10 protein-coding genes are annotated in these 13705 nt (G+C 38.9%); 8 read left to right on the top strand and 2 right to left on the bottom strand.

The window, feature by feature from the left end; all coding sequences use genetic code 11:
* The first annotated feature begins 405 nt into the window (after positions 1-405).
* From DRW42_RS21135 to DRW42_RS21125, 3 genes are all read left to right on the top strand, one after another.
* Positions 406-795, top strand: a complete 390-nt coding sequence (locus DRW42_RS21135) for a GxxExxY protein (RefSeq protein ID WP_244215342.1) — start codon at positions 406-408, stop codon at positions 793-795.
* A gap of 30 nt (positions 796-825) precedes the next feature.
* Positions 826-1743: a glycosyltransferase family protein gene (locus DRW42_RS21130; RefSeq protein WP_113950825.1), complete on the top strand. Its 918-nt coding sequence runs from the start codon at positions 826-828 to the stop codon at positions 1741-1743.
* 100 nt (positions 1744-1843) lie between these two features.
* On the top strand, positions 1844-2299 hold the full coding sequence (locus DRW42_RS21125) for a ferritin-like domain-containing protein (RefSeq protein ID WP_113950824.1): 456 nt from the start codon (positions 1844-1846) through the stop codon (positions 2297-2299).
* 165 nt (positions 2300-2464) lie between these two features.
* Here the strand turns inward: DRW42_RS21125 and cphA are convergent, their stop codons facing one another.
* Positions 2465-5080, bottom strand: coding sequence for a cyanophycin synthetase (gene cphA / locus DRW42_RS21120; RefSeq protein ID WP_113950823.1), 2616 nt, complete (start codon positions 5078-5080; stop codon positions 2465-2467).
* Positions 5081-5350: 270 nt separating this feature from the next.
* Between cphA and DRW42_RS21115 the strand changes: the two genes are divergently transcribed.
* The 4 genes from DRW42_RS21115 (at position 5351) to DRW42_RS21100 (ending at position 10401) form a co-directional block, all read left to right on the top strand.
* Entirely contained in the window at positions 5351-6250 is a 900-nt protein-coding gene (locus DRW42_RS21115) for a cyanophycinase (protein ID WP_244215341.1), read from the top strand.
* Positions 6251-6391: 141 nt separating this feature from the next.
* Positions 6392-7234 (top strand): isoaspartyl peptidase/L-asparaginase, encoded by an 843-nt coding sequence (locus DRW42_RS21110; RefSeq protein WP_113950821.1) that lies wholly within the window; start codon positions 6392-6394, stop codon positions 7232-7234.
* 29 nt (positions 7235-7263) lie between these two features.
* Positions 7264-7956 (top strand): hypothetical protein, encoded by a 693-nt coding sequence (locus tag DRW42_RS21105; RefSeq protein ID WP_113950820.1) that lies wholly within the window; start codon positions 7264-7266, stop codon positions 7954-7956.
* 279 nt (positions 7957-8235) lie between these two features.
* On the top strand, positions 8236-10401 hold the full coding sequence (locus DRW42_RS21100) for a carboxy terminal-processing peptidase (RefSeq protein WP_244215340.1): 2166 nt from the start codon (positions 8236-8238) through the stop codon (positions 10399-10401).
* A gap of 186 nt (positions 10402-10587) precedes the next feature.
* Here DRW42_RS21100 and DRW42_RS21095 read toward each other — a convergent pair whose 3' ends face one another.
* Positions 10588-11526 (bottom strand): SPFH domain-containing protein, encoded by a 939-nt coding sequence (locus DRW42_RS21095; RefSeq protein WP_113950818.1) that lies wholly within the window; start codon positions 11524-11526, stop codon positions 10588-10590.
* 89 nt (positions 11527-11615) lie between these two features.
* Between DRW42_RS21095 and DRW42_RS21090 the strand changes: the two genes are divergently transcribed.
* The gene (locus tag DRW42_RS21090) at positions 11616-13658 is read left to right on the top strand and encodes a M13 family metallopeptidase (protein WP_113950817.1); all 2043 of its coding nucleotides are present in this window, start codon (positions 11616-11618) and stop codon (positions 13656-13658) included.
* The last annotated feature ends 47 nt before the right edge of the window (positions 13659-13705 follow it).

The raw sequence follows: 13705 nt of genomic DNA, 5'->3' as shown, positions 1-13705 counted from the left end.
TTTTACCATATAAGGAATATAACAAAATGGAAGGTTTAACGACTCATGTTCCATTTTGAGCTTATTTGAAACTTATATGTCTTAAATGGTTAAAAAGCGCGAAATTCTAATTATCAATATTTCATTTTACCATATAAAGAATATAACAAAATGGAAGGTTTAACGCCTCATGTTCCATTTTGAGCTTATTTGAAACTTATATGTCTTAAATGGTTAAAAAGCACGAACTTCTAATTAAACCACAATTGTTTAAATACTAAAAAATAGGCCTAAAACTATAATACAAAGAAATAAAATTAATATATTGTAGTATTAGAAAATAAAGCGTGAAATTGAGGCATCCCGGTTAAAAATACATCCCGAATAAATTTTTAATAAAAAGGAATGTTATTAACTAGAAACTATTTGAAAGACTTAGTTTATAAGGTAAACGGAGCAGCAATCGAAGTACATAAAATGTTAGGCCCAGGACTTTTAGAGTGTACATACCATCAATGTATGGTTCATGAATTGAAAATAAGAAATATTAATTTCGAATCTGAACTCATTGTTCCGATAAATTATAAAGGGTTAATGATCAATGCGGACCTTCGATGTGATTTATTGGTAGAACGTGCTCTGGTAGTTGAATTTAAGTCGGTAGAAAACATTGCACCTATCCATGTGGCACAACTTTTAACCTACATGAGGTTGTTGCAATTACCAATGGGATTAATGATCAACTTTAATTGTACCCATATATTTACAGAAGGACAAAAAACTTATGTAAACGAAATGTACGAATCAATTTATTGACATACTTTTGCATCCAACTTATAAAACAAAATGCAAAACCTTGCTCCCATAGCACTTTTCGTATATAACCGTCCGCAGCATACCGAGCGTACGTTAAAATTCCTGCAACAGAACGAACTGGCGGCCGAAAGTCATTTGTACATCTTTTCTGATGGAGCAAAAACGATCCGCGATGAAGAAAATGTTGCTGCGGTACGTAAAATCGTCAATAAAACGAAGGGATTTAAATCTGTTAAGGTAATCGAAAGAAAAGATAATGCAGGGTTAGCCAATTCCGTAATTGCAGGCGTAACACAGTTAATAGAAGAATACGATCAGGTAATTGTTTTTGAAGATGATCTCGTAACCTCTCCGCATACACTGCACTATTTTAACGAGGCTTTAAACCGTTATAGTGAAGAAGAAAAAGTAATGCATATTGGCGCCTATATGTATCCTTTAAGAGCTGAGGAATTGCCACAGTCGTTTTTTTACAGGGCAGCTACCAGTTGGGGCTGGGCTACATGGGGAAGGGCCTGGAAAAACTTCGAACCCAATATTGATGTACTTTTAAAACAGTTCGATAAAAAGAAAAAAGCTGCTTTTTCTATTGATAATAAAATGAATTTCTGGAAACAGATGCAGGAATTCAAAAAAGGAAAAAATAACAGCTGGGCCATCCGGTGGTATGCTTCTATTTTCCTGAAAGAAGGCTTAACCCTCAATCCATCACAATCGTTGGTAAACAACATCGGGCACGACGGAACTGGTGTGCATTCGGGAATAAATGATATTTACAACGTAATCATTAATCCCAAACCAATTGTTGAATTTCCAACCGTAATTGCTGAAGATACTGTAGCTTACAAAGCCATTAAAGCCTTTTTAACGAAGCGTAAAGGTAATATGGTAACCCGAGTGCGCCGTTTTGTTAAAGAAAAACTTGCACAATATTTCTCAAAAAAATAACGCCCGTATTCCTGTTTGTTGTAGGCTATTAAAAAAATGACAAACCTTTTTTTGATTGCCCGTGTTGCTTATATACATCGAAACTATAAAAAATATTAACATGAAAACGACAACAGCAACAGCAGAAGTATTGAATGACCTGATCCAGATTAATAACGACCGTATCGAAGGTTATGAAAAAGCCCGTCAGGAATTGAAAGGCGGAGATGCAGATCTGAAAACGCTATTTTTAAATATGATCGAAGAAAGTCATAAATATAAACTGGCTTTGGCAACGGAAGTGAGCGCATTAGGCGAAGAAGTAGAAACAGGAACCACCAATTCTGGTAAAATTTACAGGGCCTGGATGGATGTAAAAGCCATATTTACTGGTCACGATCGTAAAACTGTTTTAAATAACTGTGAGTTTGGTGAAGATGCGGCACAGAATGGTTATAAAATGGCTTTAGAGGAAGAAGAACTTCCCGCAAACATCAGGGAATTAATTTCCGATCAGAAAGCAACTTTAAGAACATCACATGATGAAATTAAAAGATTGCGTGATAGTCAGGCATAAGTGAGCAAAATATAAAAACGGAAAAAGCTCCTTCGATTAATCGGAGGAGCTTTTTTAATATAATTCCCGTCATTGCGAGGAACGAAGCAATCTTAAAGCGGAGGCAGGTAGCGATCGTTGTAAGATTGCTTCCTCGGCTGAAAAAGCCTCCTCGCAATGACGACTTTACGCTTCCAATTCCTTATCCAAATGTTCGGTAACACGTTGAATTGTATTATCAATGGTATTACTTAAAATGGTTAAATAAGAACCTTTTTGGGCATTTTCAATCGCTATTCTTAAACATTCGGTACTTTTATTATTGATAATGATCTCTTTGTTAGGATCAACCTCTCTAATACCTTTCACCAATAAATCAACCAGTTCCTGCTGTTGTCTGCCACGTAAATATTTCTCCTGACAAACATAGATTTTATCAAACATCTGTGCCGAAATACGGGCTGTTTCAATAATATCCTCGTCCCTTCTGTCGCCTGTTGCCGAAATAATCCCTACATGTTCAGTAGCTTCTACGCCCTGCAAGAAACCTTTTACGCCATTAAAGCCATCAGGATTGTGTGCAAAATCTACCAGGACTTTAAAATCCTTAAACCTGAAAATATTCATCCTTCCGGGTGTATGTGCTGCTGAAGGGATAAAGGTTTCTAAAGATAAACGGATATCTTCTGGTTTATAGCCCCACAAATATGCGGCTAAGGTTGCTGCAAGCACATTCTGGATCATAAAGTTTACCGACCCCCCAAAGGTTAACGGAATGTGCGTGGCTTTATCTACCCTTAATTTCCAGTCGCCGGTTTTAATGGTAATAAATCCGTTTTCATAAATGGCTGCAATACCACCTTTTCGGCAATGTTCTTTAATAACCGGATTATTCTCATCCATGCTAAAATAAGCAACATTACAACGGGCATCTTTGGCAATACGCACACAATAACCATTGTCGGCATTTAAAACAGCCCAGCCTTTACGGCGTACCGCCCCAATTACAACAGCTTTAACACGCGTTAAATCGTCAAGATTGTGGATGTCGGATAAACCAAGGTGATCTTCCTGAATATTGGTTACCACACCGATATCACATGCATTAAAGCCTAAACCGGCCCTTAAAATTCCGCCACGGGCCGTTTCTAAAACAGCAAATTCAACTGTTGGGTCTTTTAAAATAAATTCTGCACTAACAGGGCCGGTGGTATCACCCTTCATCAACATGGTATTATGCACATACACACCATCGCTGGTGGTAAAACCAACACGTTTACCGTTGCTGCGGATAATATGTGCAATTAAACGTGTTGTAGTAGTTTTTCCATTGGTTCCGGTTACCGCAATAATCGGGATTTGTGATAATTTTCCCTGCGGATAAAGCATATCGATTACCGGCGCAGCAACGTTGCGTGGTAAACCTTCGCTTGGCGCCAGGTGCATCCTGAAACCAGGAGCGGCATTAACTTCTAAAACCACTCCGCCATTTTCGGTTAAAGGCTGGGTAAGGTTTTGTGCCATAATATCGATACCACAAATATCCAGTCCGATTACCCTCGAAATTCTTTCGCAGATAAAAATATTCTGTGGATGTACAATATCGGTTACATCAATAGAGGTTCCGCCGGTACTTAAATTAGCTGTTGATTTTAGGTAAACAATTTCCCCTTTTTCAGGGATGGTTTCTAAAGTATATTCTTTTTTAGCCAGTAAATCCAGGGTATCGCGGTCGACAGCAATTTCTGTTAACACATTTTCGTGGCCATAACCACGGCGCGGATCTTCATTTTCCTTATCAATTAATTCCTGGATCGTGTGGATGCCATTCCCTCTTACATGGGCCGGATCGCGCTGTGCAGCAGCAACCACTTTATGATCGATCACCAATACGCGGAAATCATATCCGGTGATAAACTTTTCAATAATCACTTTTCTCGAATAGGTTTTGGCATATTCAAAAGCCGCAACCGCATCTTCCATCGTTTTTACATTAATGGTTGCACCTTTACCATGGTTGCCATCCAAAGGTTTAAATACCAGCGGAAAGCCAACTTTATTAACTGACGCTTCAAGATCATCAGGGCTAGAAATGGTTACACCTGAGGCTACCGGGATGGCTGCTTCGGTGAGCAAACGTTTGGTCTCCTCTTTATTACTGGCAATATCAACGGCTATACTGCTGGTTTTTTCGGTCATGGTGGCCCTAAAACGCACCTGGTTTTTGCCATATCCCAGTTGTACCAGCGAACTTTTATTTAGCCTGATCCACGGAATGCTTCTTTTTACTGCTTCTTCTACAATTGATGCGGTACTTGGGCCTAAAGCCTCCAGCTCCCGTATTTCCTTCATCCTGCGGATATCGTGCTCTAAATCGTATTCAACATTGTTAATTAAAGCCTCCGCAATTCTTACTGCGGCTTCTGCCGAATAAACACCTACTTTTTCTTCCAGGTAACTGAAAACCACATTGTAAATACCCTCTGTTTTGGTCATGCGTGTTCTGCCGAAACCGGTATCCATGCCTGCCAGGGTCTGTATTTCTAAAGCAATATGCTCAATCACATGTCCCATCCAGGTGCCTTCCTTTACACGGGTAAAAAAACCGCCTTCAACACCTTTTGAGCAGCGGTGTGTAAACATGCTTGGTAATAACTTTTCTATCCTTTCGCTAAAGCCCTCGATAACATTGGTTGGTTTTTGTTCTAAATCCTCTAAATCCAATCGCATCTGGATCAATTTCTTCCGGTTGATCGACCAAATATTAGGCCCTCTCAATACTTGTATGTTTAATATCTTCATGTAATATTTTGTTAGTTTTTAATGGTAAACAAGGGTTTGGGACAGCCTTTTTAACTCAATTTTGAGAATGAAATTGATGACTGTAAAATATGCATTTATTTTGAAATTAGGCTTCCTATTTACGTAAATCAATTTTAGCGCGTATTTGTTTTATTTTCAAGCACTATTGTGTTAATTTTAGGTTAGATTATTTTAACGTTTGTTAATAAATTGAATATTATTGACAAAAAAAGTCGTGTTTTTTATCATAAGCCTATATATTTGGGTTTTTTGATACAATTATATACACAAAGAATGGTTCCGAAAGGTAAACTCATCATCATTGGTGGCGCAATAAACACAGGTAGCTTCGCAGAAACGCAATTTGGGCTACCAGAAAACATGAATTTTTTTGAGCGGGGAATTTTAAAAAGGATTACTACGGAATCAGTTAAAGATACCCAATCGCGCTTCGAAATTATTACTACAGCATCGCTAATGCCCGAAAAAGTTGGTGAGGAGTATATTAAGGCTTATGCACAACTGGATGTACATAACCTGGGGGTGTTAAATATTACCAACCGTGAGGAAGCCAATTCGGATGAAAATTATGAACGTATCAAAGCAGCCGAGGTAATTATTTTTACCGGTGGCGATCAGCTTCGCCTTTCGTCTATTTTTGGCGGCACAAAAATCCACCAGATCCTGCTCGAAAAATACAGAAATGAACCAGTGGTAATTGCTGGTACCTCTGCCGGAGCGGCAGCAAGCTCTAAAAATATGATTTACCAGGGAAGCAGCAAAGATGCCTTGCTTAAAGGTGAAGTTAAAATTACCGGCGGTTTGGGTTTTATTGATGATGTTATTGTGGATACTCACTTCGTTCAACGGGGCAGGATCGGCCGTTTATTATATGCCGCAGCCAGCAATCCGGGGATTTTAGGCATTGGCCTTGGCGAAGATACCGGCCTTTTTATCTCAGACGGGCATACCATGGAAGCTATTGGCTCGGGCATGGTAATTTTAGTTGATGGCCGCAATATGGCCGATACCAATTTAACAGATGTGGAAATGGGGCAGCCGGTTTCGATAAAAAACATGGTGGTACACGTAATGTGCGATGGCGACGTTTATGATTTAAATGACCATAGTCTGGTAATCCATCATCCAAAGGCTATTCATATAGGGTAGAAAGGCTAAAAGGTGGAAGGTTTAGGGTTTAAGGTCTCATATCTTGATACCCAATACTTGATACTTGATACTTGATACTCAAATTCTCACATCTGCTTACTCCCATCTTGATACTCCAATCTAAATACTTGATACTAAAACATGAAACTCATCATACACGGCGGCTTCTTTAGCGAGTCATCTACCAATCAGGAAACAAAAAAGGCCAAACAAGATGCTTTAGCTTCGATTGTTACACTGGGGCACAAATACCTGAAAACACATACTGCTTTAGAAACTGTGGTGTATACCGTTGCTTTACTGGAAGATAATGAATTATTTAATGCTGGTATCGGTTCGCAGATTCAAAGTGATGGTAAAGTAAGGTTAAGTGCTGCTTTAATGGATGGCAAAACCGAAAAATTTAGTGGTGTAATCAATGTAGAGGATGTTAAAAACCCGATTCAGGTTGCGCAGAATCTTTTAACTTATGATGACCGTGTATTAAGTGGAGAAGGTGCACAGCAATTTGCCCGCGATAATGGTTTTGAATATTTTAACCCCATCACGCCACAGCGTCAATCGGAATACGAAGCTAAATTAAACCAGAAAAACAATAAAGGAACCGTAGGTTGTGTTGCCCTTGATGCCGATGGAAATCTGGCTGCTGCAACTTCTACAGGGGGTAAAGGCTTCGAAATTCCCTGCAGGGTAAGCGATTCGGCAACGGTTGCGGGTAATTATGCCAATCAACATGCAGGCATTTCGTGTACGGGCGTTGGCGAAGATATTGTTAGTGGTGCACTGGCCGCAAAAATTGTTACCCGTGTTACCGATGGTTTTTCTTTAAAAGATGCTTCTGATAAATCTTTTGCCGAATTAAAGGCATTTGATGGCTTTGCAGGTGTTGTAGGCATCACTTCTGCAGGCGAAGTATACCATTGCGATTCGCATCCCTATATGGTTTGGGCATCTTTTGATGTTAATTTACAGGTATTTAGCTAATATTACAATTAAAGTATTATTTTTGTTGCATGACCAAAATTGTACTGGCTTTAATCGGCCTTTTTGCATCGTTACAACTTCAGGCTCAAAACATCGACAGAACAGAAATCCAGGAACCCAATGGAGGTAGTGCTATTAACATAGCGGTATCTAAATTTGATCTGGAAGATGGGAATTCTTTTTTTGAAGAGGCAGAAGATTTAGAGCGGAAAGGCGATTATAACGAAGCCTTAACTTTATTTGGAAAAGCAGCTTTCGAATATAATTCGGTTAAAAATTTCAACAGGTACGGGCAGGCAATTATTAAAATGAGCAGCATGCATTACCAGCTGGGCCGCTACACTGATGCCGAACAGATTTTATTAAACGTTGCCCTAAAAAATTATTCAAAAACCGGTAACAGGGCCGGGATTATGAATACCTATAGCCTTTTAGGCAAAGTTTACCTCGCCAACACCAAATATACCCAATCGATGTGGTTTTACACTCAGCAAGGGATATTGGCCAAACAATTAAAAAGTAATAACGCCTATATCGAGTCAATTCTCGGTATTGTTCAGGTTAAAATCAAAAAGAAAGATTTTACGCTTGCGCTAAGAGATTTAAAATCTGCAGAGTGGCTGGCCAATTCGATCAAAACAACCCAGTATAAAACGCAGATTAAAGATGCAAGGGAAACGATTGCCAGCAAAACCGCCACTAAAAAGGTAAATCCAAGCTAAAACTGCCTTTAAGCCCCTTAACTCTTTCAAAAAATAACGTCAATTATTGTTTAAATAGCCTTAATACGTCTGTATTTGGTCAAATTTCGGGTTATTCTTAAAACAAAAAATAACGCTTAACGTTCTGCTTAAGAAATTGTTAAATAAAAAGCTTTTAGTTAGATTTGATAAAGTTTTAACAAGAGACGGTAATAATGCTGTCTCTTTTTTGTTTTTTTGCTAAAATGGTATCATATTGGCTATATAGAATTGGAAATGGATTTTAAATCATTTAAAGAGATGTTAAAGAGAATATTTTTTGTAATTTTTACCGGAGCTGTACTTGCCTGCCATGCCGCGCCAAAAACTCAACCGATTGTTGAGGGAATTACCAATGTGAAACCGGATCAGCAGCAACAGCTTGTGATCAAGGAAGTTGTGAATTTGATCGAAAGCTATAATTACAAGAAAATTCAGATCAACGATTCTATATCATCTATTATTCTGGACAAATACATCAAATCATTGGATCAGGGTAAAAATTATTTCCTTGCATCTGATATTAAAGAATTTGAAAAATACAGATACACTTTAGACGACGATTTTAAAAACGGCGATTTAAGTGGTCCGTTTTATATCTATAATGTATATGCCAAAAGGTTAAATGAATATTTTACTTATTCGTTGGCACAGATTAAAACCAAATATGATTTTAACCAGAACGACACTTATGTGTACGACAGGGAAAAGTTACCCTGGGCAGTTTCTTCTACAGCTTTAAATGATACCTGGAAAAAACGTGTTAAATACGAACTAATCAACCTGAATTTAGCGGGAACAGCCGAAGCAAAAAATGTAGAAACTTTAACCAAACGTTATCAGAATTTACAGTCGCAAACCTCTAAAACCAATAACCAAGATGTTTTCCAGATTTTAATGGATGCATTTACTGAATCTATCGATCCACACACCAATTATTTCAACCCGAGCAATGCCGCTGCGTTTAACGAAGATATGTCGCGTTCTTTCGAAGGTATTGGCGCCCGTTTACAGTTAGAAAATGAGGTGGTTAAAATTTCGGAAATCATTGCCGGCGGACCTGCTTTTAAAGGTAAACAGTTAAGTGCCGGCGACAGGATTATTGCTGTGGCACAAGGCGACGGGGAATTTGTTGATGTAGTAGGATGGAGGTTAGATAATACCGTATCGAAAATTAAAGGCCCGAAAGGAACAAAAGTTCGCTTAAAAGTAATTCCTGTAGGCAAAGAAATGTCGTCGAAACCGGTAATTATTGAGCTGGTACGCGATAAAATCGTATTGGAAGAAACCTCAGCCAAGAAAAAAGTAAAAACCATTAGCAGCAACGGTAAAGACATTAAAATAGGTATTATTACCCTGCCTGCTTTTTATGCTGATTTTAAAGCCGCAAATGCCGGTGATAAAAACTATAAAAGTACTACTCGTGATGTAAGGAAACTGATCGATTCGTTAAAAACCTACGATAAAGTAAGTGCAATTGTGATGGATTTACGTGGTAACGGTGGTGGATCTTTAGTAGAAGCCATTTCTTTAACAGGCTTATTTATTGATAAAGGCCCTGTGGTACAGGTAAAAGATTTACGTGGCAAAATTGAGGTTGATGAAGATGAAAACAGTGGTGTAGCATGGGATGGTCCGTTCGGTGTAATGGTAGACCGTTTAAGTGCTTCTGCGTCTGAAATCTTTGCCGGCGCAATTCAGGATTATGGCCGTGGTATTATTATGGGAAGCCAAACCTATGGTAAAGGTACTGTACAATCTTCTATTGATTTGAATAAACTGGTAAATCCAAATATGCTGCAAAGGATAGCGGGTTTAATTGCCAAGGATAAAACAGTGGGTACATCGCCAAGCAGCGCTAACCCTGCTGATATTAACTTAGGTCAGATTAACCTAACTATGGCTAAATTTTACCGTGTGGCAGGAAGCAGTACACAGCATAAAGGTGTTACACCTGATGTTGTTTTCCCATCTGTTTACCCAATGGATAAAATCGGAGAAGATACTGAGCCATCTGCATTGCCTTGGGATGTAATTCCTACATCTAATTTTAAAGCAGTTGCCAATTTAACTCCGGTTAAAGCACAGCTGATAAAAAACAGCGAACAACGTATAGCAAACTCTTTAGATTTTAAATACCTTAAACAGGATATCGCTGATCTTAAAAAACGTGATGCAGAAGTTTCGGTAACCTTAAACGAAGCCAAACTTAAAGCAGAACGCGAGGCGCAGGAAGCTAAAACCCTGGCCAGACAAAATGAGTTGAGGGCTTTAAGAGGATTGCCAGCCATTAAAAAAGGTGATAAAGTAACCAAACAGGATGCTTTCGATTTTATCGAAGACGAATCGTTAAGGGTTATGGGCGATTTTATGCAGCAATCAGGTAGTTATGTAATGAACTTGGGTTTAATGCCTAAGAATAACTAATAAGAAATATATTTAATAAAAATCCCGCTTTAGTTTTGCTGAAGCGGGATTTTTTTTGACTTCCAAAGTCGGAAGGGCAAAGCGCCGGGAGACTTCGGAAGTCTCTTATAAAAAGACCTCGCAGGTTTGATAGGCACAATGCCTGTCAACCTGCGAGGTCTAAAAATTAAGTGATCTAATTAATTGCTATTTCTTCGACGCAGGCTCGTTTTGTTTGCTCAGCTGCATAGCCATCATTTCTTTCATGGTTTTGTTCATGCCTTCGGTACTGCCATCCAAAAAGATAACGTTACCATCTCCGTTTTCAGCAAAATGTTTGATTGATTCTGTCCACATGGTAAATAGGATTACCGAAATATCCAGATTAGCCTGCTCCATTTCTTGGGCCGCTTTACTCATACCATGTGCTACCTCTGCACGGAATAAGGCAATACCTTGTCCGCGGAGTTGCGCCGCTTCACGCTCAGCTGTAGCGGCAATTTTAATCGCATTACCATCAGCTTCTGCAGCTTTGGTTTTGGTAATCAATAAAGCCTGACCTTCGTTTTCGGCTGCTGCCTTTAAGTTGTTCGATGCTACCACACGGCTCATTGAGCGCATAATTTCTTCATCAAAAGTAATGTCGTTTAACTGAAGATCCTGCAGGTGGTAACCCCAGCCATCTAATACCTGATCAATCTGTTCTTTAACATGAAGCACAATTTCGTTACGCTGTGCCAATACATTTGCCTGTTTTTGTGTGGCTACATAAGCGCGGATCGACCCCTCGATGGTTCTGATCAAAGCCTGCATCAGGTTGGTGGCATCCACGAATTTAAATGCAACATTTTTGATGGTTTCTTCATCCTGGTTAATTACCGAATAAAGCAGCATGGCTTTAAAATAAACATTGGCCTGATCTTGTGTTACGGCCTGGAAAGAGAGTTCAACCGAACGGTTTTGGATCGATATCCGCGAATAAATCTGCTCTATTAATGGGATTTTAAAATTTAAACCTGGTCTCAAAAGCCTTTGATACTTACCAAAAACGGTAACTACCGCAATGGTGCCCTGTTTAACGGTAACAAATGAGCTTAGCAGTATAATTACTCCTATGGCTACTAAAATGTAAACGGTGTATTGCATAATTAGATTTTTTTATGAAGTTATAAAAAATCATACAAACTCCATCAGGCAATTTTGTAGCTTTAAGTTTTCTAACTAACTTATAAGCAATGAAAAATAAATTAATTCTTCCGGCTGCCGGCCTTTTGTTATTTGCCTCGTGCCAGAATAAGAACCATGCTGATTCGGCAACAGAAAATGTGCGTACCGAGTTTTTTGATAAAGCCGGAATGGATACTACTGTAAAACCTGGCGATAACTTTTTTCTATATGCCAATGGTAAATGGTTTAAAAAAACTGAAATCCCCAAAACAGAAACAGGTTGGGGCTCTTTTTATACGTTGTACAACGATAACCTTAAAAACCTGAATACCATTCTCGAAAATGCTTCGAAAGCTAACGGGGCCAAGGGAAGTGCAGAACAAAAAGTAGGCGATTTTTATGCCAGTGGCATGGATACTTTAACCATAGAAAACTTAGGTATAAAACCTATTGAGCCACTTTTAAGTAAAATTGATGGTATTAAAAATGAAAAGGATTTAATCAGCTTTGTTGCCGATGGCTTTAAGAACGGCGAAGGAGACCTTTTAGGTTTTAGTGTAGATCCCGACGATAAACTTAGCAATAAAAATGCGTTGTCGTTTTCGCAATCGGGTATTAACCTGCCAGACCGGAGTTACTACCTCGATCAGGATGAGAAAGCAAAAAAAATCAGGGCAGAGTATGTGAAGTATATCACTACTATTTTTAAACTGGCGGGCGATTCGGTAAATGCGGCTAAATATGCTGATAACATTTTAAAGCTCGAAACCACCATTGCACAGTCGCATTCTACACCTGTTCAGCTGCGCGATCCGCAGAAGAACTATAATAAAATGACTGTGGCCGATTTTCAGAAACAAACCCCTAATATCGAATGGAAATCAGTTTTGCAAAAACTAGGAGCCAGCACAGATACCGTTATTGTAAGGCAGCCAAAATACTACCAGGCTTTATCGGCCCTGATAAAAAGCCAGCCAATCGAAATCTGGAAGGAAAAATTAAAATTTGATGCTTTAAACAGTTCGGCCAATGCTTTTACCAAACTCTTCAGAAAGGCTAAATTCGATTTTTTTGCTAAAACATTATATGGCCAGCAGGTACAAAAAGAAAGATGGAAAACCATTGTTAATGCCACAGACAATAATTTGGGCGAACTTTTGGGGCAGCTGTATGCCGAAAAATACTTTAAGCCGGAAGCTAAAGAGCGTATGCTTAAACTGGTAAACAACCTGCAAAAGGTATATGCAGAAAGGATCCAAAAGGTAGACTGGATGACTCCTGAAACCAAAAAGAAGGCACTCGAAAAATTAAACGCGTTTATCAAGAAAATTGGTTATCCTGATAAGTGGAAAAAATATGACGACGTAGAAATCTCTAAAAACACTTATTACGCAAATCTTCAATCTGCCGATAGGCATGCCTATAAGGAAATGATGGATAAACTGGGTAAAAATGTTGATAAAACAGAATGGGGAATGACCCCGCCTACAGTTAATGCTTATTACAATCCATCTTTTAACGAAATTGTGTTCCCTGCCGGCATTTTACAGTTTCCGTTTTTTGATTTTGCGGCAGATGATGCCATTAACTATGGTGCAATTGGTGCGGTAATCGGACACGAAATGACTCATGGATTCGACGATCAGGGTCGCCAGTACGACGCAGCAGGTAATTTAAAAGAATGGTGGACAAAAGCTGATGCGGATAAATTTAAAGCCAAAGCAGGTAAGGTAGAAACGTTTTATAACAATTTCAGCCTGCTCGATAATCAGCATGTAAACGGATCGCTAACATTGGGCGAAAACCTTGCTGATATTGGTGGGTTAAACATTGCTTACGATGCCTTTAAATTAACCGATCAGGGAAAAACAGACAAAAAGGTTGATGGTTTTACGCCGGATCAGCGTTTCTTTTTGAGCTTTGCCCAGGTTTGGAGGATTAAGAATAGAGACGAAAGCATGCGTGTAAGGTTAAAAACAGATCCGCATAGTCCCGAAATGTTCCGCGTTAACGGACCGGTATACAACATGGAAGCCTTTTACAAAGCTTTCAATATCCCGGCAACCGCAAAAATGTACATTGCCCCGGCAAACAGATTGGGCGTTTGGTAGATATAACATTTAATAAAAAAGGGTTCAATCGATGATTGAGCCCTTTT

It is taken from the genome of Pedobacter miscanthi (assembly GCF_003315595.1).
GTDB classification, from domain to species: Bacteria; Bacteroidota; Bacteroidia; order Sphingobacteriales; family Sphingobacteriaceae; genus Pedobacter; species Pedobacter miscanthi.
This window is presented reverse-complemented; position numbering and strand designations above follow the sequence as displayed.

Bases quoted from the DNA above. Each gene is read 5' to 3' on its own strand.
- DRW42_RS21130 (WP_113950825.1), top strand. From the start codon at position 826: ATGCAAAACCTTGCTCCCATAGCACTTTTCGTATATAACCGTCCGCAG.
- DRW42_RS21125 (WP_113950824.1), top strand. From the start codon at position 1,844: ATGAAAACGACAACAGCAACAGCAGAAGTATTGAATGACCTGATCCAG.
- cphA (WP_113950823.1), bottom strand. From the start codon at position 5,080: ATGAAGATATTAAACATACAAGTATTGAGAGGGCCTAATATTTGGTCG.
- DRW42_RS21110 (WP_113950821.1), top strand. From the start codon at position 6,392: ATGAAACTCATCATACACGGCGGCTTCTTTAGCGAGTCATCTACCAAT.
- DRW42_RS21105 (WP_113950820.1), top strand. From the start codon at position 7,264: ATGACCAAAATTGTACTGGCTTTAATCGGCCTTTTTGCATCGTTACAA.
- DRW42_RS21100 (WP_244215340.1), top strand. From the start codon at position 8,236: ATGTTAAAGAGAATATTTTTTGTAATTTTTACCGGAGCTGTACTTGCC.
- DRW42_RS21095 (WP_113950818.1), bottom strand. From the start codon at position 11,526: ATGCAATACACCGTTTACATTTTAGTAGCCATAGGAGTAATTATACTG.
- DRW42_RS21090 (WP_113950817.1), top strand. From the start codon at position 11,616: ATGAAAAATAAATTAATTCTTCCGGCTGCCGGCCTTTTGTTATTTGCC.